Consider the following 26,364-nt stretch of genomic DNA (forward strand, 5'->3'; position numbering starts at 1 on the left):
CGGTCCACATCGAAATATAGTCGGCCTCCGGGGGAGTCCCATGTCCGCCCGTACCACCCTGCTGGCGTTCGGCGCGTTCACCGTCGGCACCAGCGGCTACATCGTGGCCGGCGTCCTGCCGGCGGTCAGCGCGGAACTGCACGTCTCCCACGCCACGGCGGGACAGCTGCTGACCGCGTTCGCCATCGCCTACGCCGTGTCCTCGCCCGTGCTCGCCGCCCTCACCGGGCGGTGGGAACGGCGCACGCTGCTCGTCGCCGCACTCCTGGTGTCGGCCCTGGGCAACGCTTTCGCGGCCATCGCGCCGAACTACCCGCTGCTGCTGGTCGCCCGGGTGATCAGCGCGTTCGGCGCGGCCGTGTTCACACCCGGCGCCACACTCGTGGCCACCGTGCTCAGCCCGCCCGAACGCCGGGGACGGGCGGTGGCACTGGTGTTCGGCGGGCTCACCGCGGCGCTGATCGTGGGCGTGCCGGCGGGCAACCTGCTCGGCGGCACGCTGGGTTACCGGGGTGTGTTCGCCCTGATCGCGGTCGTGTCGGTGCTCGCGGCCGTTGCCGTCCGGCAGTGGTTGCCGCGCGTGGACGCACCGCCGGTCGTCGGCCTGCGCGCCCGTTTCGCACCGGCGGCGGACCGGCGGGTGCTCGGCGTGCTGGGCGTGACCGTGCTCGTGTGCGTCGCGGTGTTCTCGGTGTTCAACTTCATCGCGCCGCTGCTGCACGCGACGGCCGGGCTCGACGGTGCGGTGGTCGGCGGCGTGCTCGTGGCCTACGGGCTGGGCGCGGCGTTCGGCAACTGGGGCGCGGGCGTGCTCGCCGACCGGGTCGACACGCGGCGGCTGCTGGTGACGTTGCTGAGCCTGTTCGTCGTGGTGCTGGCGACGTTGCCGCTGACCATGACGTCGGTGTTCACGTCGGCCGTCGTGCTGTTCGTGTGGGGTGCGCTGACGTGGTCGGCCAACCCGCCGATCCAGAGCTGGCTGATCCGCCTGGCACCGGCCGACGCCGGGCTGCTGCTGTCGCTCAACGCGTCCGCGATCTACCTGGGCGTGGGGCTGTCGGGCGTGGTCGGCGGCGTCGTGATCAGCTGGGTCGGGCTGGGACCGTTGGCGCCCATCGCGGCCGTGCTCGGCGTCGTGGCGCTGGGTCTGCTGCTGGTCGCGTTGAAGCCCGCTCAGGAACCGAACGCGCTCGTGGTGACCTCGCCGGCGTCGGGCTCGCTCGCCAGGCAGTGGAAGTAGTTGCGGTCGCCGTCGGCGAACCCGACGGCGGTGATCGTCCACGTCGAGGTGTCCACGTTCGGGCGGGTGTTGGCCTTCATCGCCGCGGCCGTGCAGATGCCCACGACCTCGGGGGCCTTGGCCAGGTCGTCGCTGTCGACCTTGGGGATCGCGCCGGACAGCCAGCCGCCGGAGAACGCCTCCCAGTAGTGCTCGATCGAGCAGTCGCCGGCGCGGCGCGCGGTCGAGGCCTGGCCGCCCGTGCTGTTGATGCCGTGGTAGCAGGTGGGTTCGGCGATGCACATGCCCGTCGCGCACTCCTTGAGGCGGGGCGGGGGCGTTTTGTCCGCGGCCTTGGTCGTGGTGCCGGCCGAGGTCGTGGAGTTGGCGGCGTTCTTCTTGCCGTTGTTGTTGTGGCGCACGACAAGCCACGTGCCCACCGCGAGGGCCACGACGAGGAGCGCGGCACCCGCGACCAGTGCCGGGTTGCGTCGGCGTGGGGCCTGCGTGACGTACTGCGGCGGCGGCCCGGACTGGTACTGCGGTCCCGAGTGGTGGGGCTGGTTCGGTACCTGAGGTTGGTTCGGCACTCCCTGCTGGTTCGGTAGTCCGGGGTGGCTCTGGTTGCCCGGGTGGTTCCGGGGAACCGACTGGTACGGGGCGCCCGGGTGGTTCTGGGGTACCCGGGGGCCCGGCTGGTACGGCGGACCCGGTGGGGGCGGGGGTCCGCCGTACTGGACCTGGGGTGTACTCGACGCCGCGTCGAGTTCGTCCCGCAGCCGGGCCGCACTGGCCGTCCGGCTGGTGGCCTCGGGGTCGAGCGCCCGGACGAGCACGGCGTGCAGGTCGGCGGGCACTCCGGCGACCGGCGGCACGGGGGAGCGCAGCACGACGCCGAGGTGGTCGAACGACTCGATCGGCCACGGCACCGGTCGCGGCGGCTTGCCCGCGAGCAGGTCGTACAGGGTCGCGGCCAGCGAGTAGACGTCGGCGGCGGCCGAGGGCTGGGCCATGGCGAACGCCTCGGGCGGCGCGTAGCTGGGGCTGAGGGCGTCGCGGGTGACCGTCGAGCTGCCTTCGGCGTCGAGCAGCGCGGCCAGGCCGAAGTCCGCGAGTTTGGCCGTGCCGTAGCGGTCGAGCAGGATGTTGCCGGGTTTGATGTCGCGGTGCAGGACGCCTTCGGCGTGGGCCGCGGCCAACGCGTCGGCGAGCTGGACGCCGAGCTTGCGCACCCGGTCGGCCGGCAGCGGGCCTTCCCGGCGGGCGAGGTCGGAGAGCGAGCCGCCGGTGCACAGCTCCATGACGAGGTAGGGCGTGCCCTGCGGCGTGAAGTTGGCGTCGTGCACGGACACCACGTGGGGGTGTCCGGACAACCGCGCGGCGGCGTGCGCCTCACGCAGGAACCGCCGCCGGTCACGTTCCGTCTGGAGCACGCGGTTGTCGATCTTCACCGCGACCTCGCGGTCCAGTTGAACCTGACGCGCCCGGTAGACGGTGGCGAACCCACCCTGTCCCAGGGGCGTGAGGTCGACGAGTCCCGGCAGCTGCACGCCGGGACTCTAACCCGTTCGTGTGGGTCAGCCGAGGAGGACGTCGATACTCGCCGTCACCGAACGAATCGATCTTTTCCACCACGCGAACAGCTCGCTAGCCCTTTGCGGCGGCCTTCGCGGCCTTCTTGAAGTCCCGGACCTCGAGGAGTGTGGCCTGGTCCACCACGTCGGCGACACTGCGCCGCGACCCCTCGTCCCCGTAGGCACCGGCCGCCTCCCGCCACCCCTCGGGCCGGACGCCGAGCTGCTTGCCGAGCAGGGCGAGGAAGATGCGGGCCTTCTGATCGCCGTAACCGGGAAGCTCCTTGAGCCTCTTGAGGACCGCCTTGCCGTCCGGCTCGTCCCGCGTCCAGATCGCTTCGGCGTCCCCGTCGTAGTGCTCGATGAGGTACCGGGCCAACGCCTGGAGCCGCTTGCCCATGGAGCCGGGGAACCGGTGGACGGCCGGCACCTCGGCCATGACGGCGCCGAAGTCGCCCTCCTCGGCCTCCGCGATCTTGTGGACGCTCAGCTCCCCGCCCATGCGGTCGGCGATCACCTTCGGGCCCTTGAACGCCTTCTCCATCGGGATCTGCTGGTCCAGCAACATTCCGAAGAGGAGGGCGAGCGGACTGCTGGAGAGCAGCTCGTCCGCTTCCTGGTCCTGCGCAAGGCACAGCTTCGTGCTCATGGGCGACATGGTGGCACGCGTTGGTCGCGTTTGCTGTCAGGTGGCGGGTCCGTTGAGGCGGCGGTGGCGGTTCTGGCGGTATTCGTCGACCCAGTTCCTGCTGCTTCGCCACAGGCCGTCGTCGCCCTTGATCGCCCGTAGTCGTCCTCGCATGGAGGCCACTCGGAGTGCGTTCTCGGTCAGGTCCTCGGTGGCCAGGGCGACGAGCGGCACAAGCTTCACCGGGCCGGCCACCGCCGGGATGACGAACTTGTACAGGTTGGCGGTGACACTGCGGGCGATGAGTTCGCCCAGTGGGCCGTATTCGCGGCGGTCCGCGCGTCTCATCGCCTGGAGATACTTGTCGCGGTCCCTCTTGAAGATGATCGCGGGCGGGTAGCCGAGGCGGCCGAGCAACAGGTTGAGGACCAGACGGCCGGCCCGCCCGTTGCCGTCCAGGAACGGGTGGATCTGTTCCAGGGAATTGTGGGCTCGTGCCAGCGACTCCGGTAGAGGTTCATCACCGAGGTCGCGCAGCTTGGCGGTCTCGTCGACCCAGCCGCGCATCAGGTGATCGACATCAGTCCACGACGGCGGCTTCATGCCTCCGGGGAACGCCGCGATCTCATGTCGGCGAAAACTTCCGGGGCTCTCGACGTCGGTCGCGTGCGGGTGGGGGTCGATGGTCCACACCGGGGTCATGCAGAGGTGGTGGACGTGGCGGACCTCCTGCAACGAGATGAGTTCGCCCGTCTGCCAGTCGCCGGGATCGAGGGCTTGTCCGTAAACCCAGCGGGCCGCGTCGGCGTAGCCGCGTACCTCCATGTAGTCACGGAGTGGCTTCGCGCCCACCGCGCGGCCCTCGTCCAGGAGCCGTTCGACTTCTTGCAGGACGAGAGTGTTGCCTTCGAGCGCGGTGCTGTTGTGGGCTTCCTGGTGCCAGATGTTGGACCAGATGTCCTCGGCTTCGGCGGGGGCGGGCAGGCCACCGAGCCGTTCCCGAAGCTCGGCGACTGCCTCGTCCAGCCGTTGGTACACGGCCGCTCGTGATGGGCGCCCTGCCATGCGAGTCCTCTTAGTTGTTCGGATCAAGCTCGTCGAACTGTACCGAACAACTAGAGGAAGTTGTTCGCGACCCGTCGAGTGAATCGAACCGAACAACTGGCCGGTGGAAGTAGTGGCTTTCGAGGCGGTCGAGAGCCTGCCCCGGGTGTCATGCATCAAGCGGTGTGCTGGTCCGGCAACACCCCCAGAAGCAGTGCCGACGGGCTGGTCGACAGGAGTTCGTCGGCGTCCGGGTCCTGGGCGAGGCACAGCTTCGGGCTCATGATGGCCAGAGTTGCGCACAGGTCGTGCCTCCGAGAGGTAAGTGCACGGCGTTGGGCGATGCATCGGATGTGGGCATGGCGTGACCTGGCTCTCATCGGTACGTGGGTGTCCACGCGTCGAGTGGGAAGAACTTGCTGTTGGTGGCCCTGGTGTTCAAAATTGGTACATGTTCAACGAAAATGAACACGGAAGAAAATTGAACGAGTCCACCCGGTTGAGCGAGCTGCGGGCGTGGCTGAGCCCGTTGGGTCTCAAGGTCGACATGGAGCCGGGTGGGCATGCCTCGGATCATCGGATCGACATGGTGGTCCGTGTCAGTCGGGCCTCGGGTGCCGCTCGGACGTACGCCGTCGAGATCAAGCGGGATGTGCCACCCGCGATGGCGACGGCCCTCCATCCGCATGCTTCCTTGCCCACATTGGTCGTCGCCCGCTGGATCACCGAGCAAGCTGCCGGTCTGATGCGCGAGCGGGGAATCGACTACGTCGACGAGGCAGGCAATGCCCACATCGCCTGGGGGGATGTGCTCGTTGACGTCCGAGGACGCCGCAAGACCGGCAGTCGTGGCGGAGGTTCCTTGCCGCGCGGGACCAAGGCGTTCAGCCGCGCAGGTTTGCAGGTCGGGTTCGTCCTGCTCAGCTGGCCGTCTATGGCCGGCGCCCCGCTGCGTGCGCTCGCGAGCGCGAGCGGGGTCTCGCTCGGTACGGCTCAGGCGGCGGTCGAAGACCTCGCCAAGGCGGGCTACCTGTACGAGGTGGCGGACAAGCGCCAACTCGGAAGGGCAGGAGAACTGCTGAACCGATGGTCGGAGGCGTATTCGACAAGGCTCTCGCCGACACTGTCCCTTGGGGACTTCGCGGGCTCCGACATCTCATGGTGGCGAGGTTCGGAGGACGAGCTGACGCGGATCGACGTGCAGGTAGGAGGGGAAGCCGGTGCGAGCGTTCTCGACCCGCACCTGATCCCCGCCACTCTCACGCTCTACGCCGAAGATCGGCCACGCTCGCTGATCGGCGAACACCGACTGACGCTTGCCGGCGAAGTGGGCAATGTCCACATGCGACGACGGTTCTGGACCATGCCGCGACAGTCGTGGATCGTGCCTCCCACGTTGATCTACGCTGACCTCCTCGCTTCTGGTGACTCACGCCAACGTGAGCACGCCGACAGGATCAGGATCAGTGACGATCGACTTGCGGGCCTCGACCGAATATGAGGTTCTACGGGCCGCCAAGGTACTGGCCCGAATCGACGAAGCGGCACGCCAGGCGTGGGTCCACTACTTGGTCGTGGGTGCCACCGCCCGCTCGCTCATATCGTTCGACCTGTCGGGAAGGAGTCCGGGCCGCCAGACCCGGGACATCGACATCGCGGCCATGGTCGACTCCTGGGAGGAGTTCGACAGTCTGGTGCGGACACTTGCCCGGTGCGGCAACAGCGTGCACAAATTCGTCGTCGAGGGCACCGAGGTCGATGTAGTCCCCTACGGCGGCATCGAAAGACGGGACCGGACGATCGTCTGGCCTGATGATCACGCGATGAACGTCCTCGGCTTCCGTGAAGCGGTCGAGACCGCGCGGACGGTGTTCTTGCCGGACGGCGCCATCGTCAAGATCCCGTCCATCCCGGCACTCGCGCTTCTGAAGATCTTCGCTTGGCGGGATCGTCATCGCGATGACACGCGCGACGCGCTCGACTTGGCGACGATGATCGAGTGGTACTCGTCCGGAAAGTACTTCGACGCACTCTACGGTGAGAACGTCCACGCGCTGGAGAAGTTCGACTACGATCCGCTGCCGGCCGGAGCGTGGCTTCTGGGGGCACACATATCGGCGTTGCTCGATGACGACGGCGTCGCCGCGCTACTGCTCATTCTGGACGACCGTGAGTTGACGGGCCGATTGGCGGCGGACATGCGCTCGCCTCGTTCCAGGATTGTGGTGGAGGCTGTGGGTAGAGGCGTTCACGATGCCGTCGACGACGCCAGGAAATTGCAATCCGACTGATCGAGTCGGTCGTCCGATGGGTATCTGAATGGCGGTTGGCGTGCGGTGCGGCCATCTCGATCGACCGGTCGCGCCGACAGCAAGGCTCGGGGCGGTGGCGTCCGTGGTTTACGCCTGACCCGTGAAAATGGATTTCGGGGCGGTGAAGGAGGGTTGCAGGGTGATTTGCAGTTCACCCGTCTCCGCGGTCACCGAGTACGCGGCCTCATAGGTGTACGTCTTTCCCGGGAGGATCGTCGTCGCTTCGAAACCGCCGCCGCAGCCGCCGTCGGTATCGAAGATCTGCTCCGCCCTCTTCCCGTTGAACTGCGCGTCCGAGCCCACGGTCAGGGTCGCGGTGTCGAACGGTTTGTCGGTGCCGTTCAGCACGGTCACCGTGATCTTCGTGGCACGCGCCACGTTCGGCGGCTGGGCGTACTCGCCCGGCGTGCACGCGATCGGGGTGGCGATCTCCACGGCCAGGCCGTCGTCCCACGTGTGCCGCTGACCCCAGCTCAACGGCGTGACCTGCGGGCTGGTCGTGCCTTGCACGATCTCGTCCAGCTTCTCCACGAAGGTGCTCTGCACGGAGACCGTGACCACGATCGCACCCACGCACAGAATCGTGCCGATCGCGGCCAGGATCTTTTTCGTGCCGAAGAACGCGATGACGCCCAGGATCACGCCGACGCCCGCCGCGATGGCGGTCAGGTTGTTGAAGAAGATGATCGGCGAACCCATGAGTCCGACGATGCCGAGGATCAGGGCGGTCCACGCCAGGGCTCCGAAGCGCTGCGGTCGGGTGACGACCGGGACCTGGTTATCGTGCAATTGGGTCATGGCGCACTTCCTCGGGCGATGTGGTTTTACCCGGGAATCGCCTGTGCGTGGATCAAGCGTTAGCGGAACGTCGGGAACTCACACCTTCGGGCGGTTTTTGGTAACGCGGCCCACGGGAACGACATGGTCCAACAGCGTCAAGTACGCATTTTGTCTACTGTGGACGGGTCGACCGCGAGCCATTCGCCGATCTCGCGCACGAACTGGCCCGGCGTCATCGGCGGCACCACGGCGTGCGACGGCAAGGTCGTGGCGGACCTCGGCGCGGTCGGCTTCATTCGCACGCGGTCCAGGCTCGACCCGGGCTGCCGGACGTCGCGGCTTCCAGTTCGTACTTGCGGATCACCGCCGCCGCGATCCACTCGTCCTCCTCGCGTCCGGGAGGACTGACGCTGCCACCACGGCCGCCCTTGCTCTCGGCCTCACGTGGGCAGTAGAAGCGCGTCGGGCCCGTGATGTCGGCGAGGTCGTCGATGCGGAACCCGGGCGCTGCTCCGAGGGCTGGAGGAGCGGAGCGCGTAAGTGGCGATGTGGATCAATGGGTCGGTGCCTGGCAAACGTCACCGTCGGGGTTGCGACGGCTTGACTGTCGAGGTCGCGATCGTTCCCGACCCCGTGAGCACCAGCTGGCGGCATGCGGTTGGTCGCCGAGGTCGTCCGCGTCCGCCCGATGGCGCCCGCCGCCGCCAGGGGGCGGCAGCGTGACACGCAAAGGTGCGCAATGTGCGGTGAGCGGATCGCGAGGTCGCATCAGATTTGCTCATCGGCGCGGCGCTATGCAGCGGTATTCCATTTGAAAAGGACTGTAGTGCAGCGGCTGTGGATGCATAATTGTATGCCGTCGTCTGCCCTGCGATCGGGACTGAGGTCGTGTGATAGATTCCTGCTCGGCCGATGGGAGGCAATGCATGGCTGGCATTGCTGCTCCCCGGTCCCCTGATCAACCATGGAGGTCGGTATTGAACGTGCGTACACCATCGAGTGCTGTCCGCTTCGTGGTCGAGTTGGTCACCCCGGAGCGCGCGCATGCTGATTTACGGAACGGGCGTCCGAACAATCGAAAGATTTCACGGGCGACTGTGGCCGGGTATGTGCGGGCGATGCAGCACGGCGAGTGGAGGTCTGACAACGGCGTCGCCATCAAGTACAACCAGGATGGCCTGCTGATCGACGGACAGCATCGGTTGAGTGCTGTCTGTGAGTATGGCGAGCCCGTGGAGATGCTGGTTGCCTACAATGTTCCGGACGAGGCCATGGCTACCATCGACTACGGTCGAGGTAGGACGATCGCGGACCTTCTGACCATTGAGAGCAAGACCGATCACAGTGTTGTGGTCGCGGCTGTGGCCAGGCGTGTTTACGCCTGGAAAAGCGGAAAGTTCATGCAGCTCAGTGGATTCAAGTTCACCCCGCTCGACAATCGTCGAGTGCTCGGGGAGAATCCGGAAATTATGGACGCCGTGCAGTTTTCGCGTCTGCCCGACATGGAGCAGATGCGAGCTACGCTCACGACGTCGTCTCGTGCGGCGTTTCTCAGCTGGTTGCTCAGGGCTGTCGACCGTGAGCAGGCGGAGGATTTCTTGCTGAAACTCTCCACCGGCGAGGGGCTGCGCAAGTTGCAGCCCATCTACGCGCTTCGCGAGGCTTTGCTGCGGTCGGAACGGGCAGGCCGGTCCAGAGCAGCGGAATGGCAGCAGGTCTACCTCGTCATTGCCGGATGGAATCACCACCGTCGCGGCACCGAATGCAAGCTGATCAAGATGCCCGTGGGGCTCCTCACCAACGAACAAATGCCAAAGCCGATCTGACCCCGAAGAACATGGCGGTGCGCATGGCTGGTCGCGCACCGCCATGTTCATTTAATTCTGGCACACTTCGAGTGTCATTGCCAATCGGCTTCCGCCGTGGGCATTTCTCGGCCGGTGCGGCCCACCGGCACAACGTGGTCCAACAGCGTCAGGTACGCATTTCTGTCCACTGTGGACGGATCGACCGCGAGCCATTCGCCGATCTCCCGCACGAACTGCCCCGGCGTCATCGGCGGCACCACGGCGTCCGACGGCTCGGTGGTCGTCACGTGCCCGGCCCGGCTCGGGTACACCACGGCGGCCGTCCGGATGTCCAGCCACGGCAACAACTTCCGGTACAGGGCCAGGCCGCGCGGCAACCTCGTGCCGCCACCGCGGAACGGGTGGTCGTTGCGCCACACCGTGCCGTCGTCCTCGGCCTCGTAGTGGCCCGGCAGCCACGACTTCGACTCGATCAGCACCAGCCGCCGGCCGCACAGCACCGCGTGGTCCACGTCGGCGAACACCGAACCCGGCCACGCGAGGCCGTGGAACACGCGCACGCCCGGCAGGTGCGACAGGTACTCGGCGATCAACGCCGCCGTGAGCCGCTCGGGGTGCCGGGGATCCGGCGTGCCGTGCGTCCGCACGGTGTCCACGGCCGACGCGAACGCCTGGTCGGAGCCCAGCGCCCGCAGGTGCCGCCGCACCAACCGGAACGTCGCGAACGCCGCCCCGGCCACCAGCACCAGCCAGAGGGTCAGCGTCAACGGCGAGAAATCCACCGTCATGATCGGCAGCAGGAGGAAGAACCAGCCGCACACCGCGAACAACGCCGGAGCATGTCCTGGTCCGGTCACCGGTGCGTAGCGGACCCGCTGTCGGGGGTCCACGGTGCGCCACCACGGTAAGCGCCGGATGTCGACGACCGGCTTCGGCGGCACGAAGTGCGGATCGTCGCCCAACTCCCGTCTGCTCCACGACGGCCGCCACGTCCGGTCGTAGTGCCGGCGCCGGGTCGTGTCGCGCAGCGTGTCGTACGCGTCCTGCAACACGCGGAACGTGTCGGAGTCGCCGCCCGCGTCGGGGTGCATGACCTTGGCCAGCGCCCGATAGGCGGTTTTGATCTCCGCGGGGGACGCGTCGCGCTCCACTCCGAGGAGTTCGTAGAAGTCGACCCCGCGCACTCGACAGACCTTATCGGTCACTGGATATGGTGACACCGAGCCGGGTAGCGCAGTGGTTGTCGCGCCCTACACCACGTGGGGGAGGACGTCGGTTCGAATCCGACCCCGGCTCGCACTAGCGGCAGTCGAGCACGAGTTTCCCGTTCACGAACGACGGCCGCAGCTCGCCGCGCGCGTCGACGCTCTTGATCCCGTGCGGCAGCACCTCTTCGATCGCGCTGAACGCCAGGATGTCCGACACGCCGTACCGCCCGTGCAACGCCCGCTGGCCGGGGAACCGCAGGGCCCGACCCTCGCGGCGGTAGCGGTGCGCGATCGCGGCCCGCAGTGCTCCCCGGTTGAGTGACACCGGTCCGGCGAGGCGTTGCAACGTTCCGTTATGCGCGGCGACGCCGTAGCCGCGTTCGATCAGCGTCGAGACGATGTTCTCGGACGGATCGTCGGCGAACCGGAACGACAGCGCGTAGTGCTCCTCGACGCGGTGCACGCACACCACGTTCGCGTGGAACAGCAACGAGCCGTGCAGGGCCAGGGCGGTGTCGTCGGCGGTCGCGGCGTCCGCGTGCCAGGCGTCAAGGCCGAGCCAGGTGGTCATTCGGCGGGTTCCTCCTCGACGCGAGCCGGCGCGGGAATCCGACGCAGGCTAGTCCGATCGGGTGATCTCGCGGTAGCCGCCGAATGGCCGCCGTGTGAACTAGATCGGCAGGAGATCGATTCCGTCCAGGAACGGCAGCGCGCCCGCCTGCTGCAAGGCCGCCGCCGACAGCCACACGGACAGGGCCGTGACCACCGGGCCGACGATCGACATCTCCACGCGCCCGCCGGTCTGCATCCGCATGATCTTGGGCGGCGCGACCGGGAACCAGGTCTTGCCGCCGATCGGCACCGGCCACAGGATCGGGCAGCCCTGCTCGGTGATCGCGTCGCCGAGGAAGTGCGCCACGCACCCGACGCCGACCGCCACGCCGCACGCCGCCGCGCTCGCGGGCGTCTGCGCGGTCCACGCCACGCACAGCACGGTCACGCCCGCCGACACGCCCGTGATCATCAGGGCGTCCTTCTTCGGGTTCCAGTCGTTCATGATCCCGCGCACGGCCAGGCCCGCGAACACGAACATCAGCGCGGGCAGCGCCCACTTCTGCGACTGCTGCACGACCGCGGTCGTGACCAGGGCCGCGATCACCGCGAACACCAGCGTGTGGGTCAGCCCCCGGTGCCCGCCGTCGCGCTTCGAGTCCTTCTTCGTCCGGGTCGTGCGGTAGACGAGCTTGCTGGTGGTGTTGATCAACGTCGACGCCGCCGAGCTGACCGGCCCGAACGTCCGCGAGATCGTGGACGACGGGTGGTCGAGGTCGGGCAGCAGGGCCGCGCCCGTGGCCAGCACGGCGCCGACGACCCAGCTCTGCGGGGTGAGCTGCCCGATGGGATGGTTGTCCGCGAGTGCGGTCACCGCCGCCCAGGCGAGCAGACCGCTCATGGCGTGCGTTGGTCCGGTCGACATGGTCCCCCTCCAAGATCGTGTGACGGAGGGTAGGCCACCGTGTCGTCGATCCCTATTCACCAGGGGCGGCGCACGGTCCGGCGGGCGTAGCAGTACGCTTGTCTTGCTTGCATTGTCGCGAGAGGAGCGCCCGGGTTATGGGCAAGATCAAGGTTCAGGGGAAGGTCGTCGAACTCGACGGCGACGAGATGACCCGGATCATCTGGCAGTTCATCAAGGACAAGCTGATCCACCCGTACCTGGACGTCGACCTCGAGTACTACGACCTGGGCATCGAGCACCGGGACGCCACCGACGACCAGGTCACGATCGACGCCGCCCACGCCATCAAGCAGCACGGCGTCGGCGTGAAGTGCGCCACGATCACCCCCGACGAGGCGCGGGTCGAGGAGTTCGGCCTGAAGAAGATGTGGGTCTCGCCCAACGGCACGATCCGCAACATCCTCGGCGGCGTGGTGTTCCGCGAGCCGATCATCATCTCCAACATCCCACGGCTGGTGCCGGGCTGGACCAAGCCGATCATCATCGGCCGTCATGCCCACGGCGACCAGTACAAGGCCACCAACTTCAAGGTGCCGGGCGCGGGCAGGCTCACCATCACCTTCACGCCCGAGGACGGCTCCGCGCCGATCGAGCACGTCGTGGCCAACTACGGCCCCGACGGCGGCGTGGCGCTGGGCATGTACAACTTCAACAAGTCGATCGAGGACTTCGCGCGGGCTTCGTTCTCCTACGGCCTGCAGCGCAACTACCCGGTCTACATGTCGACCAAGAACACGATCCTCAAGGCGTACGACGGTGCGTTCAAGGACATCTTCCAGAAGGTGTTCGAAGAGGAGTTCAAGGCGCAGTTCGACGCCGCCGGCCTGACCTACGAGCACCGGCTGATCGACGACATGGTCGCCGCCGCGCTCAAGTGGGAGGGCGGCTACGTCTGGGCGTGCAAGAACTACGACGGCGACGTGCAGTCCGACACGGTCGCGCAGGGCTTCGGCTCGCTGGGCCTGATGACGTCCGTGCTCATGACGCCGGACGGCTCGACCGTCGAGGCCGAGGCGGCGCACGGCACCGTGACCCGGCACTACCGCCAGCACCAGGCGGGCAAGCCGACCTCCACCAACCCGATCGCGTCGATCTACGCGTGGACGGGCGGCCTCAAGCACCGCGGCAAGCTGGACTCGACCCCCGAGGTCACCGGCTTCGCCGAGACGCTGGAGCGCGTGATCATCGAGACCGTCGAGAGCGGCGCGATGACCAAGGACCTCGCGGCGCTCGTCGGCCCGGAGCAGGAGTGGCTGACCACCGAGGCGTTCCTCGGGACGCTGGACGAGAACCTGCGCAAGGCCGCCGGCTGAGCTTGATTTCTTCGACGAAAGGGACCGCTCACGGGCGGTCCCTTTCGCTTGTCGGTGGTCACCCGTCGGGTGCGCATACCGGGTGATCGCCTTCCAGGGTGCGGTTTCGTGGGCGAACCTGCACCCATGTTCGGAATTCCCACCCGCGGGCTCCTGGTGATCGGCGTGCTGGGCACGGCGGGACTGCTCTACCTGGGCAAGGGCGTCGAGTCGACGCCGCGCGAGGCCGCGTCGTGCCGGGTCGCGGTCGTGGCCGACGTGCTCAACGTGCGGTCCGGTCCGTCCGACGCCCAGCCCGTGGTCGCCACGCTGCGCCGGGACGCGGTCGTGGCCGCCGAGCGGCAGGTCGTCGACGGGTTCCGGCTGCTCGGCGACGGTCGGTGGGTGAAGGACGAGTACGTCCTGCCCACGTCCGACAGTGCGTGCTGAGGCACCATGTGGCCATGTTCTTCAAGTGGCCTTTCGGTCGCGGTAACAAGATCACCACGTGCGCGTGCGTGCCCGAGTGGCCCGGACTCGTCGCCGAGCAGGCCGGCCACCACGTGACGGGCGTGCCCTCGCCCGAGGGCAGCAGTCCGATGGTGATGATGTTGGGCCTGGTCGCGCACTGCACGGGCTGCGGCGCGCGGTACCCGCACGGCTGGCGGGTGGCCGACTAGGCTGCGGTGCGTGCTCACCGTGTCGACCGTGAACGTGAACGGCCTGCGTGCGGCTGCCAAGAAGGGTTACCTGGAGTGGCTGTCCGCGACGGCCGCCGACGTGGTGTGCCTCCAGGAGGTCCGCGCGTCACCCGACCAGTTGCCCGAAGAGGTGCGCGCGCCGCAGGGGTGGCACATGGCGCAGGCGTACTCGGACGTCAAGGGCCGCAACGGCGTGGCCGTGCTGACGCGTGAGGAGCCCCAGGCCGTGCGCGTCGGCTTCGGCGTGGCCGAGTTCGAGCACTCCGGGCGGTACGTGGAGGTCGAGCTGGCGGACGTCGTCGTGGCCAGCCTGTACCTGCCCAGCGGCGACGTGGGCACCCCGCGCCAGGACGAGAAGGACCGGTTCATGGCCGCGTTCCTGCCGTACCTGGTCGAGCTGCGGGAGAAGGCGGCGGCCGACGGGCGCGAGGTGCTGGTGTGCGGCGACTGGAACATCGCCCACCGGCCCGAGGACCTCAAGTCGTGGAAGACCAACCAGAAGTCGTCGGGCTTCCTGCCGTACGAGCGCGAGTGGCTGGGCAGCGTGTACGACGAGGCCGAGTACGTCGACGTGGTGCGCGCCCTGCACCCGTCGGGTCCGGGCCCTTACACCTGGTGGTCGTACCGGGGCAAGGCGTACGACAACGACTCCGGGTGGCGCATCGACCTCCACGTGGCCACGGCGGGCCTGGCCGCCCGCGCGACCGGCGCCGTGGTCGAGCGCGCCGCCACGTACGGCGAACGCTGGTCCGACCACGCCCCCGTGACGGTGACCTACGCCTGAGCAGGAGGTTCCCGGGATGCACGAACTCATCGAGGCCAGGCGGCACGAGATCGTGGAGTTGCGCCGCGAAGTGGGTGTGCGGCGCCTTGCGGTGTTCGGCTCGGCGGTCGACGGTTCGTTCGACGTGACGTCCAGTGACGTGGACGTCACGGTCGAGTTCGCCGTCCGGCCGGGGTTCGACCACGTCGGCAACTACTTCTCGCTGAAGGAAGGGCTGGAGGCGATCTTCGGGCGGCCGGTCGACCTGGTCGGCGAATCGGGCATCCGCAACCCGTACTTCAGGCAGCGGGTGCGGGAGACCTAGGAGCCGCTGTATGCGGCGTGACCCGCGCGTCTACCTCTGGGATGCCCTGAACGCGGCGGACCTGCTGACGCGGTTCAGCGGCGGCAAGACCTTCGAGGACTACCGGCCGATCCGATGGTCGGCTCGGCGGTGGAACGGCAATTCGAGATCATCGGCGAGGCGCTGAACAAGCTCTCGAAGGTCGACGCCGAACTCGCGTCGGCCATCCCGACCTCGGACGCATCGTCGCGTTCCGCAACATCCTCAGCCACGGCTACGCCACGGTCGACGACGCGTTGGTGTGGCAGGTGCTCACCGGGAACCTGCCGGCGTTGGAGCGGACGCTTCGGGCGTTGCTCGCGGAACGCGACGCGTAGCCCCGGGCTTCGGGGTACCGCAGTGGTCCGGTGGTGCTAGGGGAGGACCACCGGGTGGGAGAACACAGGCCGGTCGGGAATGTGAGCGGCCTAAGGTCGTTGTTGTGGCAGTGGACATCTCGATCACTCCTCCGGAATCCCAGCCCTCCCCGGCGGCCATGCGGCGGGCGTTGCGCCGGGCCGCGGACGGGGCCGTCCTCGACCTGACCGAGGCGTCCGTGCTGCTGCACGCGCGCGGCGACGACCTCGACGCCCTGCTCGCCGCCGCCGGCCGGGTGCGCGACGCCCACCTGCTGGCCGAAGGCCGCCCCGGCGTCGTGACCTACAGCCGCAACGCGTTCATCCCCCTCACCCGGCTGTGTCGCGACCGGTGCCACTACTGCACGTTCGCGACCGTGCCCCACCGGCTGCCCGCCGCCTTCCTCGAACGCGACGAGGTCCTGGAGATCGCCCGCGCCGCCGCGGCGGCCGGGTGCAAGGAGGCCCTGTTCACGCTCGGCGACCGACCCGAGGAGCGGTGGCCCCAGGCGCGCGAGTGGCTGGAGGCGCGCGGCTACTCGTCGACGCTCGACTACGTGCGGGCGTGCGCGATCGCCGTCCTGGAGGAGACCGGCCTGCTGCCGCACCTCAACCCGGGCGTGCTGAGCTGGGAGGAGTTCCAGCGGCTGCGGCCCGTCGCGGCCAGCATGGGCATGATGCTGGAGACCACGGCCGAGCGGCTGTGGAGCGAGCAGGGCGGCCCGCACTACGGCAGCCCCGACAAGGAACCCGCCGTCCGCCTGCGCGTGCTGACCGACGCGGGACGGGTGAACGTGCCGTTCACGACCGGGGTGCTGATCGGGATCGGCGAGACGCTCACCGAGCGTGCCGACTCGTTGCTGGCCATGCGCGGCATCGCCCGCCAGTACGGGCACATCCAGGAAGTGATCATCCAGAACTTCCGGGCCAAGCCGGACACCGCCATGCGCGGCATGCCCGACGCCGACCTCCGCGACCTGGCCGCCACGATCGCCGTCGCACGGCTGGTCATGCCGTCGTCCACGAGTGTGCAGGCGCCGCCCAACCTCGTCGGCGACGAGTACGGGCTGATGCTGCGCGCGGGCATCGACGACTGGGGCGGCGTGTCGCCCGTGACGCCCGACCACGTGAACCCCGAACGGCCGTGGCCGCAGGTGGACGTGCTCACCGAGGCCACCGCCGCGGCGGGCTTCGAGCTGCGGGAACGCCTGGCCGTCTACCCGCGCTACGTGCGGGCCACCGCCGGCCAGTGGATCGACACCCGTCTGACCACGCACGTCGCCGCGCTCGCCTCGGCGGACGGTCTGGCGGTGCCCGACGCGCCGGTCGTCGGCCGCGAGTGGCAGGAGCCCGACGGCGGCCTGGACACGTACGGGCGGGCGGACCTGCACGCGTCCATCGACACCGAGGGCCGGACGGACGACCGGCGGTCCGACTTCGACTCCGTGTACGGCGACTGGTCGTCGCTGAGCGTGCCCGCCGCCGTGTCGCGGCTGCCCGAGGACACCGCGCGGGCGTTGCGGCTGGCCGCCGACGCGCCGGAGCGGCTGCTGGCCGACACCGACGCGTCGATGGCGTTGCTGACCGCCGACGGCGAGGCGCTGGAGACGATGGCACGCCTGGCCGACGACCTGCGGCGGGACGTGGTGGGCGACGACGTCACGTACGTCGTCAACCGCAACATCAACTTCTCGAACGTCTGCTACGTGGGCTGCCGGTTCTGCGCGTTCGCCCAGCGCGAGCGGGATGCCGACGCGTTCCGGCTGTCGGTCGACGAGGTCGCGGACCGGGCGCGGGAGGCGTGGGACGCGGGCGCCACCGAGGTCTGCATGCAGGGCGGCATCGACCCGAAGCTGCCGGTCACGTACTACGCGGACGTCGTGCGGGCGATCAAGGCGCGGGTGCCGGGCATGCACGTGCACGCGTTCAGCCCGATGGAGATCGTGTCGGCGGCGGCCAAGGCGGGCGTGAGCGTGCGCGAGTGGCTGGCCGACCTGGCGGCGGCGGGGCTGGACACCATCCCGGGCACGGCGGCCGAGATCCTCGACGACGACGTGCGCTGGGTGTTGACCAAGGGCAAGCTGCCGGCCGCCACGTGGCTGGAGGTCGTGGAGACGGCGCACACGCTGGGCATCCGGTCGTCGTCGACGATGATGTACGGGCACGTCGACCACCCCGGTCACTGGCTCGGGCACTTCCGGACGCTGGCGGCGTTGCAGGACCGCACGGGCGGGCTGACCGAGTTCGTGGGGCTGCCGTTCGTGCACCGGAACGCGCCGATCTACCTGGCGGGTGTCGCCCGTCCGGGGCCGACTCGGCGGGACAACCGGGCGATCCACGCGTTCGCTCGACTGGCTTTGCACGGCCGGGTGTCCAACGTCCAGGTGTCGTGGGTGAAGCTCGGTGACGAGGGGACGGCCGAGGTGCTGCGGGGCGGTGCGAACGACCTGGGCGGCACGTTGATGGAGGAGACCATCAGCCGGATGGCCGGGTCCGAGCACGGCAGCAACCGCACCGTGGCCCAGCTCCACGCCACGGCCGCTTTGGCCGGACGTCCCGCGCGTGAGCGCACCACGACGTACGCCACCCCCACCCGCGAGTCCTCCACTCAGACACCCTGAACTACGCGCTCAGGCCCCTCCTTCCGGGTGCCCGTGCTCCCGCCACCGCGCGAGTTATGCGTTCGGACACCGCGAGTTGTGCGTTCAGGCACCGCGAAATGTGCACTCGGCACCTGTCGGCGGTGCCGGTACGGGTCGACGCAGGTGGAAGGGCGGTACGCGTCGGGGCGGGTGTCAGGTCGATGCGCCGCCCCCAGGGCGTCTCGCGTACCGCGATCCGCGTGCACATGGCCCGGGTGCATGCACGTGCGACCTACGGGTGCCCGAACGCACGACTCGCGGTGCCCGAACGCACGACTCGCGGTGCCTGAACGCACGACTCGCGGTGTCCGAACGCATAACTCGCACGTGGGTGGCTGGGCGTGTGGGGGCGGGAGGGAGGTCACCCGAAAGAAGGGGGTCTGAGCGCGTGTTTCGGGGTGCCTGGGTGGAGGACTCGCGGGCGGAACGGACCCCGGAAGGATCATGGCGTGGGGGCGTGGCTAGTCTGCGGCGGGTCGCGAAAATCACTCAAGGGCACACAAAAGTCCTCCAGCTTCGATATGTTCGCGGCCGTCCGTCAACCAGGTTCACCCCGTAGTGGCGGCCTGGTGTGGGTAGGGAGGCTCGGCAGGTGCGCGGTCGCGGTGCGGTACTGGGTCTGGTCCTGGGCACGACGTCGACACTGGTCGTCGAAGGTGTCGCCGGAGCGGCCGACGGCGTGGTCGCCGCCGGTTCCCTGTCCATGAACGCGCCGGTCGGCATCGGTGCCGTCGCGCTGGGAGTGCTCGGCCTGATCACGGGCCTGGTCCGCCGGCGCAAGGTCAAGCCCGAGCCGACCGCGCAGAACCGCCGGGTCGAGCCGGAGCCCGCCGCCAACCGGGCCTGACCGCCCTGGGAGGATGACGTCCGTGTCCGCACCCACTGAGGCGCCCCGCCCCCGCGTCCTGTCCGGCATCCAGCCGACGGCCGCGTCGTTCCACCTCGGCAACTACCTGGGCGCCCTCCGGCAGTGGGTCGCGTTGCAGGAGACGCACGACGCGTTCTACTTCATCGCCGACCTGCACGCGATCACCGTCGAACAGGACCCCAAGGTCCTGCGGCACAACACGCGTGTGTCGGCGGCGCAGCTGCTCGCCCTGGGCCTCGACCCGGACCGCTCGACGCTGTTCGTCCAGTCCCAGGTCCCCGAGCACGCCCAGCTGAGCTGGCTCATGCAGTGCCTGACCGGGTTCGGCGAGGCGTCGCGCATGACGCAGTTCAAGGACAAGTCGGCCCGCCAGGAGTCCCAGGTCGGCGTCGGCCTGTTCACGTACCCGATCATGCAGGCCGCCGACATCCTCCTCTACCAGGCGCACTACGTGCCGGTGGGCGAGGACCAGCGCCAGCACCTCGAACTCACCCGCGACCTGGCCACGCGGTTCAACTCGCGCTACGGCAAGACCTTCCGGCTGCCCGAGCCGTACATCGTCAAGGACACGGCCAAGATCTTCGACCTCCAGGACCCGACGTCGAAGATGTCGAAGTCCGTCCCGGCGGGTGTCGTCGAACTGCTCGAGGACCCGAAGCGTTCGGCCAAGAAGATCCGGTCGGCGGTCACGGACACCGGCCGCGAGATCGTCTACGACCCGGCGGACAAGGCCGGCGTCAGCAACCTGCTGGTCATCTACTCGGCGCTCACCGGCCGCACGGTGGACGCGCTGGTCGAGGACTACGCCGGCAAGGGCTACGGCGACCTGAAGAAGGACCTCGGCGAGGTGTTCACCGAGTTCGTCACGCCCGTCCAGGAGTCCGTCGCGGCCTACCTCGCCGACCCGGCCGAGCTGGACAAGATCCTCGCCCGGTCGGCGGAACGGGCACGCGAGGTCGCCGGGAAGACGCTCGCCCGCGCCTACGACAAGATGGGCTTCCTGCCGACTGGCGGTTGATCACCGCGCGCCTTAGCGTAATCGCGTGGCGGAGTCGAAGCCCGAGTCGAAGATCGACAGGTTGCGTCGGGAACGGCCGTGGCTCGACCACCTGGTCCGCGCGGCGCAGCGGTTCAGCGAGCGCTACGGCACGCACTACGCGGCGGCCGTGACGTACTTCAGCGTCCTGTCGCTCGTGCCCATGCTCATGATCGCGTTCGCCGTCGCCGGCATCGTGCTGTCCAACCAGCCCGGCCTGCTCCGGGAACTCCAGTCGAGCATCACCGAGGCGGTGCCCGGCGCGCTCGGCGACACGATCAACGACATCGTCGGCGAGGCCATCGAGTCCAAGGGCACGGTCGGCGTCTTCGGCCTGCTCGGCGCCGCCTACTCGGGCCTGGGCTGGATGAGCAACCTGCGGGACGCGCTCACCGCGCAGTGGGGGCACGCCAAGGAGGACCTGCCGCTGCTGAAGACGGCGCTGAAGGACTTCGTCGCGCTGCTCAGCCTGGCCCTGGCCCTGGTCGTCTCGTTCGGGCTCACGGCCGCCGGCACGGGGTTCGCCGAGCTGGTCCTGGAGAAGGTCGGTCTGACCGGCGTCGGCTGGGCCGAGGCCGGGCTGAAGGCCGGCTCGATCGTGCTGTCCCTGTTGGCGAACTGGCTGGTGTTCGTCTGGGTGCTGGCCAAGCTGCCGCGCCGCCCGGTCGGTTGGCGGTCGGCGGTGAAGGGCGCGTTGGCCGCGTCGTTCGGGTTCGAACTGCTCAAGCAGGCGGGCACGATCTACCTGACGATCGTCACGTCGTCGCCCGCCGGTGCCGCGTTCGGCCCGGTCATCGGCGTCCTGGTGTTCGCCAACCTCGTGGCCCAGTACCTGCTGTTCATCACGGCGTGGACGGCGACGGCCCGGGAGAACCTGCTCCGCGACCCGCCCAAGCCGCCACCGCCCGCCGTGATCCGGCCGGTCGTCGAGGTCCGGTCGAAGCCGAACGCGCGCACTGCCGCCGGGCTGGTCGGCGTCGGCTTCGTGCTCGGCGCGTTGCTGCTGCGCCGCCGGAAGTGACTCCGGAAGTGACTACTGCCAGAACACCGCCACGCCCACGTTGACGACGACCAGACCGGCCAGTGCCGGGGTCAGCCACGAGGCGGGCTTCTTGTTCAGGTTCGTCGCGACGAGTCCGGCGATCACGACCAGGACCAGGAGCTTCACGCCGATCTTGAAGTGGTCGTAGTCCTTGTCGGTCAACGGCGCGAGCCCGACCAGCGCCACGCCGGTCAGCAGCTGGAGCGCGGCGCCGTGCAGCCAGCCCTTGTTCAGCGGGGCGTCCGCGCCCGCGCGCTTTTGGACGAAGAACATCGCGACCAGCATGCCCATGCCGAGCAGGTGCAGGAACACCAGCAACAGGCGCACGAACTCCACGGCGGAACCTCCAGTGTGGTGGGTTACTTGCGTAGCGCACGCAGGCCGCGTACGCCCAGCACGCCGATGACCGTGCCGAACGTCAACGAGGCGACCACGAGCGCCAGGTGCACGGTGAAGAACGCGGTCGGTCCGGCGTCCCACGAACGCGGGTCCTTCCAGATGTTGCGCAGGAAGGTCGGCCAGATCACCCACGACCACACCCCGAAGGCGACGAGGAACAGCGCCATGCCACGGGAGAGCTTCACGGCGACCAGTATCCGACGTGGCGGGTGCGCGTCACTCGACCGGGGTGGATAGCCTGGGGTCGTGCGTTCCTCCGCGTCCCGCCGGCCCCTGGCCGCCCTGGTGTCGGCCGCCTGCGCGCTGATGGCGTCCATCGTGTTGGTGGCGCCGCCGGCGGGCGCCCAGCCCTCGTGCGAGAACAAGGTGTCGCCGCCGCCCGCGGTGGACACGTCGGAGCAGGTCCCGCCCGGTCAGTCGCCGCCGCGCGCGCTGCCCGTGCCGGAGAACCCGGTCGGCGGCGAGCGGATGGGCGAGTGCGGCCTCGTGCTGCCCGCGAACGCCCCGAAGCTGCCGGACAACATCAGCGCGAAGAGCTGGCTGGTGGCGGACATGGACAGTGGTGCCGTGCTGGCCACGTTCGACCCGCACGGCCGGCAGCGGCCCGCGTCGGTGATCAAGGTGCTGCTGGCGACCGTGGTGGCCAAGGAGCTGCCGATGGACGCCACCGTGACGGCGACCGCCGAGGACCTGGCGCAGGAGTGCACGTGCGTCGGCCTGCGCGAAGGCGGCGAGTACACCGTCGAGCAGCTGCTGAACGCGCTGGTCATGGCGTCGGGCAACGACGTGGCGCACCTGCTGGCCCGGCGGCTGGGCGGCCTGCCCAGCGCCATCCGCAAGATGAACGCGATGGCCGCCGAGCTGGGCGCGCTGGACACGCGGGCCATCACGCCGTCCGGTTTGGACGCTCCGGGGACGAGCACGTCCGCCTACGACGTGGCGTTGATCTTCCGCAAGGCGATGGAGTACCCGGACTTCCGCAAGGCCGTGCTGACCGAGCGGATCGACTTCCCGGCCGCGAACGGCAACGGGACCGCGGTCGTGGTGAACGACAACCGGCTGCTCGGCGCGTACGCGGGTGCGTTGGGCGGCAAGTCCGGGTTCACCGACGACGCGCAGCACACGTACGTGGGCGGGGCCGAGCGCAACGGGCGGCGGCTCGTGGTCGTGTTGCTGCGCGGGCAGCAGCAGCCCGTGCGGATGACCGACCAGGCGGCCAAGCTGCTGGACTACGGCTTCGCGATGCCGCAGGCGGCGGTGGACGAGCCGGTCGGCAAGCTGGTGAAGGGCGCGCCGCAGGCGGAGAAGAAGACCACGACCGTGAAGCCGACGGAGGCGGGGACGCCGGAGGGCGGGTCGACGCAGGCGCCGGTCGTGGACAACAGCGCCATGCACAAGGCTTTCGGCACCGTGGGTGGTCCGGTGACCGCGGTGGCCGGGTTGGGGTTGGTGCTCGCGTTCGTCATGTTCCTGCGGAACAAGCGAGCGAAGGCGGCACGGGCGGCTCGCGCGCGTGCGCAGGCCCAGCAGCAGTCCTGAGTAGAGCCGTCGTCGACTACTGGCGCACCCGGGGCACGCCACCCTTGCGTCCGAGGTCGAACGCGATCCGGTACACGTCCGGCAGGTCGAGTTTTCCGTTGGCGCGTCGACTCATCACACCCAGTTCGACGAGTTCCCCGATGAGCTTCGGGTAATCGGTCGTGAGTGGACCGGTCGGTGCGGGAGCGCCGCCGTCGGCGGACGGGGTGGCTTCGGAGAGTCTGATCAGTTCGCCCTTGAGATCACGTTCCTCCCAACGCTGGATCACGTCCTGCGTCTCGATGGGAACCTGGAGTCCGCCGAGCGGGACGATCGCGGTGCTGACCCACGGAATGTCTTCGCGTACCTCCACGACCCGGATTCCCGACGCGGTCTGCACCCCCTGTCGGATGCCGTCCCAATGCAGCGCGTACTCGTGACCGAAAAACCTTTCGCCGGTCACGTCGGTCGCTTTGCGCAGGGCACTCAGGAAGCTGCGCGGGCTGACCTGGCCCAAGCCGTCGGTCAAGTGGTTGGGCAGCCAGGTGTAGACGATGCCCTTGCGGTGGTCCCTGCCCATGTAGGGCCCGGCCATCCGTTCGAATACCTTCCGCTGCTGCTCGTGATCGCTCGTCAGCCAGTGCGGCGGTGCCTTGCGGAATTCGGTGGAATTCCACCCGCCGGTCTCGGCGATGAAGTCGTCGGACAACGCGTGGTCCGCGTTTCCCATCTGGTGGAAGAGCAGGCCGTAGAGGCTCGGTGGTGACCAGGTGAGGTCGGCGGCATTCGCGGTCAGCTTGGACGCGTCCGGGAAGGTGAGGCGGATGCCGTCGAACATGTCGTGGCGGATGAACACCTTGGCCCGCAGGTTCCGGGTCCGGGTACGCAGGTCCAATGCGACGCGCAGGATGCCTTCGACCAGCCGGTCGGTGATATCGCGGCGGCTGTGCAGTCGGTCGAGCGCGTCGAACAGGAAGAGCGGTGTGGTACCGGTCGAGGCGGCCTCCTGGTCGGCATGGGCCAACGCCCGTTCGGCTGCCTCGGGGTGGGCGAGCAGCCACCGCACCCGGTCCGCCCAGTTGTCGATCGCGTTGATGTCCGGCGCTCCCACGGCGTGCAGCACGACGGTCAGCCAGATGTCAGCCGCGTCGGCGAACTCGGTCGTCAGCGCGTCGAGCGTCCGTTGGCTCGGGTAGCGGTCGGGCAGCAGTGCCGTGCCGTAGCCTGGTAGTGCGCGGATCGTGGTCAGCCTCGGCAGGCGGTACTCCGCGGCTGCGAGCCGACGGAGCTCCTCATCCTGGAGCGATTTGAACCATACCGTCTTGCCGACGCCTCTCCCGCCTTTGACCACGGTCGCGTCCGGGTCGAGCGCGCGACGGTGGCTGTCGGGTGTGAAAAGGGTGCGCACGTGCGGCTCGAACGTGTCGGCGTCGAAGGCGGACGGCAGGGTGGCCGACAGGAGTTCGCGGTACTGGTGGGGGTCCAGCGGCATCATCGGCTCCCGACGAGCAGTGTCGCGGCTTCTTCGAGGAAAGGCCGGTAGGCGGCGGCGATCAACGGCTGGGTGTGCCAGCCGTCCCGACGTACGGGGTCGAAGCTGATCAGGTCCGAATTGAACAGGATCGGCAGCGGGGAATGTGGAGCCGTCCGGTCGTCGGACGCGAAGTTGAAAGCTTCGAAATCATCAGGGTGTGCGTCGTCGTAGAGTGTCTCCGCGAAACATTGCTGTGCATGGTCGCGGAAGAGATCGAGGTAGTTCGACGCATTATTGGGTGGAACCATCGATGCGACCATGCGCAAGCGCCTGCGGATGTGGTCGAGCGCCTCTGGTGGGAGATGTCTCTGCCACTGCTTGAAGAGGATTCCGTAGCCGTTCCAGGTCTGCGGGTTGTCGGCCGCGAAAAGCAGGCTTGTATCGCTCAGCTGCGTGATCGCGGCGGCCGCGATGTCGTGGATTCCGGCCCGGCTGTCGAGCAGTACCACGCTGGGGCGGCGGCTTTGCTTCGTGACCTGTTCCTCGCACGCGACGATTGCGGCTTCCAAACGGTCTCCGAAGCGGCGTGGTGTCCCGTCGTCCGTCGGAGGGAGATCGGTGTACACCCGGTTGAGCTTTCCCAGGTAGTCGTCGTCCGGTGACACCCGTCCGGCCGCCGGGGCGATCCACACCTCGCCGTTGCCGTGATTGCCCAGCAGGGTGCTCCGGGAAACCAGGTCGAGATCGGCTTCGTTGTCGACCGCCGCCTCGACGAGATGGTCGATCACGCCGTGTTCGGGCAGGCCGTCCTCGTTCTGGAGGAGTGCGCCGACGCCAGGTGATTCCAGGTCCAGATCCACCACCAGGACGCACTCGCCGAGGTTCGCGAGGTGGTCGGCGAGCATGGCGGTCGCGGTGGAGCGACCCACACCGCCCTTGAACCCGTAGAGCGTCGTTCGGTTGCGTCCGGGAGTGTCGGTATGCGGTCGTGACCAGTCGGCGCCGACGAGGCTGCGATCCAGGGTCGCGAGTCGGCCGACTCCGTCGGACCGCTCCGCGCGGACGTGGAGGTCGGGCGAATCGAGTACCACGCCAGGTTCGAAAAGATCCGCCATGTACAGGACGGGATTCGGAGACGAAAAAGCGCCTACTCGTCCGGTGAAGGCAGCCGGCAGGTCTTCGTCCGGTTCACCGCCCACGATCAGGGACAGCCGTCCGACGACATCGCGAACCAGAATGACGTCCCGGTCGGCACGCCTGACCTCGTCGGCGAATTCGTACGCGACAGACCAAGCCTCGCTGAACCGGACAGTCATGACAGCACTCCATCAATCTTGGCTCGCTCGTAGAGCGCGATGATATTTCGAGCGGCGGCCAGGTGTTCGGCCGACCGCTGGTCGCTTATGTGCGTACCGTCGCTGTACCGCTCGGCGACGTCCCAACTTGCGAATGGATTGGGCGCTGAGATGAGTTCGGCGAACTGTGCCGCGTTCCTGCCCGTGGCCACTGCCGAGAGTTGGCTCCACAGGCCGGGAAGGTGTCCGGCTTCTTTCTTGCCGGACATCTGTGGGTGCTCCAGCAGGCCGCGCTGATTCGGTGTCGCGCCGAGGAATTCGTGTAGGATTCCTTTGAGTGCGCACTCTGCGGCGATTCCGGCGAAGTGGTCGGCGTTGGCATGTCGACCGGCGGTGTCGAGCATTGTCGCGTCGGCGTGGTGCCGCTTCGCGGCTGTCCCGAATGCTGTCCACGATCCACCTGGCACCGCGACAGCGTACTTCAGTTTGTAGCCGTCGGTAGGCAGACGGTAGGCGGGTCCGAACGCCGAACGGGGTGCGCGC

General features: G+C 68.5%; 29 protein-coding genes and 1 pseudogene. 17 read left to right on the forward strand and 13 right to left on the reverse strand.

What is annotated here, in order from left to right; genetic code table 11:
- Nucleotides 1-40 precede the first annotated feature (40 nt).
- On the forward strand, nucleotides 41-1,240 hold the full coding sequence (locus tag F4559_RS01870) for an MFS transporter (protein ID WP_184665853.1): 1,200 nt from the start codon (nucleotides 41-43) through the stop codon (nucleotides 1,238-1,240).
- Here F4559_RS01870 and F4559_RS01875 read toward each other — a convergent pair.
- From F4559_RS01875 to F4559_RS01885, 3 genes are all read right to left on the reverse strand, one after another.
- Nucleotides 1,174-2,769: a serine/threonine-protein kinase gene (locus tag F4559_RS01875; protein WP_184665854.1), complete on the reverse strand. Its 1,596-nt coding sequence runs from the start codon at nucleotides 2,767-2,769 to the stop codon at nucleotides 1,174-1,176. The genes F4559_RS01870 and F4559_RS01875 overlap by 67 nt on opposite strands.
- A 97-nt stretch (nucleotides 2,770-2,866) precedes the next feature.
- Complete coding sequence (locus F4559_RS01880) at nucleotides 2,867-3,442, reverse strand: HhH-GPD-type base excision DNA repair protein (RefSeq protein ID WP_184665855.1); 576 nt, start codon at nucleotides 3,440-3,442, stop codon at nucleotides 2,867-2,869.
- Nucleotides 3,443-3,478: 36 nt separating this feature from the next.
- Complete coding sequence (locus F4559_RS01885) at nucleotides 3,479-4,459, reverse strand: Fic family protein (RefSeq protein WP_221447117.1); 981 nt, start codon at nucleotides 4,457-4,459, stop codon at nucleotides 3,479-3,481.
- A 457-nt stretch (nucleotides 4,460-4,916) separates the two neighbouring features.
- Here F4559_RS01885 and F4559_RS01895 point away from each other — a divergent pair, with 457 nt between their 5' ends.
- Both F4559_RS01895 and F4559_RS01900 read left to right on the forward strand, forming a co-directional pair.
- A complete protein-coding gene (locus F4559_RS01895) occupies nucleotides 4,917-5,966 on the forward strand; it encodes a type IV toxin-antitoxin system AbiEi family antitoxin (protein ID WP_184665857.1) in 1,050 nt (349 codons plus the stop codon).
- A complete protein-coding gene (locus tag F4559_RS01900; RefSeq protein ID WP_184665858.1) occupies nucleotides 5,932-6,756 on the forward strand; it encodes a nucleotidyl transferase AbiEii/AbiGii toxin family protein in 825 nt (274 codons plus the stop codon). The genes F4559_RS01895 and F4559_RS01900 overlap by 35 nt, the downstream gene beginning before the upstream one ends.
- A 108-nt stretch (nucleotides 6,757-6,864) precedes the next feature.
- Here F4559_RS01900 and F4559_RS01905 read toward each other — a convergent pair whose 3' ends face one another.
- A complete protein-coding gene (locus F4559_RS01905; protein ID WP_184665859.1) occupies nucleotides 6,865-7,575 on the reverse strand; it encodes an MFS transporter in 711 nt (236 codons plus the stop codon).
- Nucleotides 7,576-7,712: 137 nt separating this feature from the next.
- A complete protein-coding gene (locus tag F4559_RS01910) occupies nucleotides 7,713-7,859 on the reverse strand; it encodes a hypothetical protein (RefSeq protein ID WP_184665860.1) in 147 nt (48 codons plus the stop codon).
- Nucleotides 7,860-8,570: 711 nt separating this feature from the next.
- Here F4559_RS01910 and F4559_RS01915 point away from each other — a divergent pair.
- Nucleotides 8,571-9,383 carry a ParB N-terminal domain-containing protein gene (locus tag F4559_RS01915; protein WP_184665861.1) on the forward strand — a complete coding sequence of 271 codons (813 nt, stop codon included), beginning with the start codon at nucleotides 8,571-8,573 and terminating at the stop codon, nucleotides 9,381-9,383.
- Between the two features lie 74 nt (nucleotides 9,384-9,457).
- On the opposite strand, the gene F4559_RS01920 is transcribed toward F4559_RS01915, so the two are convergent.
- Entirely contained in the window at nucleotides 9,458-10,549 is a 1,092-nt protein-coding gene (locus F4559_RS01920) for a J domain-containing protein (RefSeq protein ID WP_184665862.1), read from the reverse strand.
- Nucleotides 10,550-10,587: 38 nt separating this feature from the next.
- On the opposite strand from F4559_RS01920, the pseudogene F4559_RS01925 reads away from it, so the two are divergent.
- Nucleotides 10,588-10,661: pseudogene (locus tag F4559_RS01925) on the forward strand.
- Between the two features lie 3 nt (nucleotides 10,662-10,664).
- On the opposite strand, the gene F4559_RS01930 reads toward F4559_RS01925, so the two are convergent.
- Nucleotides 10,665-11,144, reverse strand: a complete 480-nt coding sequence (locus tag F4559_RS01930) for a hypothetical protein (RefSeq protein WP_184665863.1) — start codon at nucleotides 11,142-11,144, stop codon at nucleotides 10,665-10,667.
- 99 nt (nucleotides 11,145-11,243) lie between these two features.
- Nucleotides 11,244-12,050, reverse strand: a complete 807-nt coding sequence (locus F4559_RS01935; RefSeq protein ID WP_184665864.1) for a metal-dependent hydrolase — start codon at nucleotides 12,048-12,050, stop codon at nucleotides 11,244-11,246.
- 137 nt (nucleotides 12,051-12,187) lie between these two features.
- Here F4559_RS01935 and F4559_RS01940 point away from each other — a divergent pair, with 137 nt between their 5' ends.
- The 11 genes from F4559_RS01940 to yhjD all read left to right on the forward strand — a co-directional run bounded on the left by F4559_RS01940 (nucleotide 12,188) and on the right by yhjD (nucleotide 21,114).
- On the forward strand, nucleotides 12,188-13,405 hold the full coding sequence (locus tag F4559_RS01940; protein WP_184665865.1) for an NADP-dependent isocitrate dehydrogenase: 1,218 nt from the start codon (nucleotides 12,188-12,190) through the stop codon (nucleotides 13,403-13,405).
- A 126-nt stretch (nucleotides 13,406-13,531) separates the two neighbouring features.
- Nucleotides 13,532-13,834: an SH3 domain-containing protein gene (locus tag F4559_RS01945; RefSeq protein WP_184665866.1), complete on the forward strand. Its 303-nt coding sequence runs from the start codon at nucleotides 13,532-13,534 to the stop codon at nucleotides 13,832-13,834.
- 14 nt (nucleotides 13,835-13,848) lie between these two features.
- Nucleotides 13,849-14,064: a hypothetical protein gene (locus tag F4559_RS01950; RefSeq protein WP_184665867.1), complete on the forward strand. Its 216-nt coding sequence runs from the start codon at nucleotides 13,849-13,851 to the stop codon at nucleotides 14,062-14,064.
- A 10-nt stretch (nucleotides 14,065-14,074) separates the two neighbouring features.
- Nucleotides 14,075-14,869 (forward strand): exodeoxyribonuclease III, encoded by a 795-nt coding sequence (locus F4559_RS01955; protein ID WP_184665868.1) that lies wholly within the window; start codon nucleotides 14,075-14,077, stop codon nucleotides 14,867-14,869.
- Nucleotides 14,870-14,885: 16 nt separating this feature from the next.
- Nucleotides 14,886-15,173: a nucleotidyltransferase family protein gene (locus tag F4559_RS01960; protein WP_184665869.1), complete on the forward strand. Its 288-nt coding sequence runs from the start codon at nucleotides 14,886-14,888 to the stop codon at nucleotides 15,171-15,173.
- Nucleotides 15,174-15,183: 10 nt separating this feature from the next.
- Entirely contained in the window at nucleotides 15,184-15,339 is a 156-nt protein-coding gene (locus F4559_RS01965) for a hypothetical protein (RefSeq protein WP_184676541.1), read from the forward strand.
- 73 nt (nucleotides 15,340-15,412) lie between these two features.
- Entirely contained in the window at nucleotides 15,413-15,529 is a 117-nt protein-coding gene (locus F4559_RS34705) for a HepT-like ribonuclease domain-containing protein (protein ID WP_312865974.1), read from the forward strand.
- 104 nt (nucleotides 15,530-15,633) lie between these two features.
- Nucleotides 15,634-18,168: a bifunctional FO biosynthesis protein CofGH gene (locus F4559_RS01975; protein ID WP_184665870.1), complete on the forward strand. Its 2,535-nt coding sequence runs from the start codon at nucleotides 15,634-15,636 to the stop codon at nucleotides 18,166-18,168.
- Nucleotides 18,169-18,781: 613 nt separating this feature from the next.
- Nucleotides 18,782-19,036, forward strand: coding sequence for a hypothetical protein (locus F4559_RS01980; protein WP_184665871.1), 255 nt, complete (start codon nucleotides 18,782-18,784; stop codon nucleotides 19,034-19,036).
- Nucleotides 19,037-19,049: 13 nt separating this feature from the next.
- A complete protein-coding gene (trpS, locus tag F4559_RS01985) occupies nucleotides 19,050-20,075 on the forward strand; it encodes a tryptophan--tRNA ligase (protein ID WP_184665872.1) in 1,026 nt (341 codons plus the stop codon).
- Nucleotides 20,076-20,100: 25 nt separating this feature from the next.
- Nucleotides 20,101-21,114: an inner membrane protein YhjD gene (gene yhjD / locus F4559_RS01990; RefSeq protein ID WP_184665873.1), complete on the forward strand. Its 1,014-nt coding sequence runs from the start codon at nucleotides 20,101-20,103 to the stop codon at nucleotides 21,112-21,114.
- A 12-nt stretch (nucleotides 21,115-21,126) separates the two neighbouring features.
- Here yhjD and F4559_RS01995 read toward each other — a convergent pair whose 3' ends face one another.
- Nucleotides 21,127-21,471 carry a hypothetical protein gene (locus F4559_RS01995; protein WP_184665874.1) on the reverse strand — a complete coding sequence of 115 codons (345 nt, stop codon included), beginning with the start codon at nucleotides 21,469-21,471 and terminating at the stop codon, nucleotides 21,127-21,129.
- Between the two features lie 23 nt (nucleotides 21,472-21,494).
- The gene (locus F4559_RS02000; RefSeq protein ID WP_184665875.1) at nucleotides 21,495-21,719 is read right to left on the reverse strand and encodes an SCO4848 family membrane protein; all 225 of its coding nucleotides are present in this window, start codon (nucleotides 21,717-21,719) and stop codon (nucleotides 21,495-21,497) included.
- Nucleotides 21,720-21,780: 61 nt separating this feature from the next.
- Here F4559_RS02000 and F4559_RS02005 point away from each other — a divergent pair, with 61 nt between their 5' ends.
- Entirely contained in the window at nucleotides 21,781-23,073 is a 1,293-nt protein-coding gene (locus F4559_RS02005) for a D-alanyl-D-alanine carboxypeptidase family protein (protein WP_312865438.1), read from the forward strand.
- Nucleotides 23,074-23,089: 16 nt separating this feature from the next.
- On the opposite strand, the gene F4559_RS02010 is transcribed toward F4559_RS02005, so the two are convergent.
- The 3 genes from F4559_RS02010 to F4559_RS02020 are packed head-to-tail and all read right to left on the reverse strand — an operon-like array spanning nucleotide 23,090 to nucleotide 26,225.
- Nucleotides 23,090-24,544, reverse strand: a complete 1,455-nt coding sequence (locus F4559_RS02010) for a hypothetical protein (protein WP_221447118.1) — start codon at nucleotides 24,542-24,544, stop codon at nucleotides 23,090-23,092.
- A complete protein-coding gene (locus tag F4559_RS02015; RefSeq protein ID WP_184665877.1) occupies nucleotides 24,544-25,842 on the reverse strand; it encodes a KGGVGR-motif variant AAA ATPase in 1,299 nt (432 codons plus the stop codon). The genes F4559_RS02010 and F4559_RS02015 overlap by 1 nt, the downstream gene beginning before the upstream one ends.
- Nucleotides 25,839-26,225, reverse strand: coding sequence for a hypothetical protein (locus F4559_RS02020; RefSeq protein ID WP_184665878.1), 387 nt, complete (start codon nucleotides 26,223-26,225; stop codon nucleotides 25,839-25,841). Before F4559_RS02020 ends, F4559_RS02015 begins: the two co-directional genes overlap by 4 nt.
- Between the last annotated feature and the right edge of the window lie 139 nt (nucleotides 26,226-26,364).

The sequence above is a fragment of the Saccharothrix violaceirubra genome (genome assembly GCF_014203755.1).
Lineage (GTDB): Bacteria > Actinomycetota > Actinomycetes > Mycobacteriales > Pseudonocardiaceae > Actinosynnema > Actinosynnema violaceirubrum.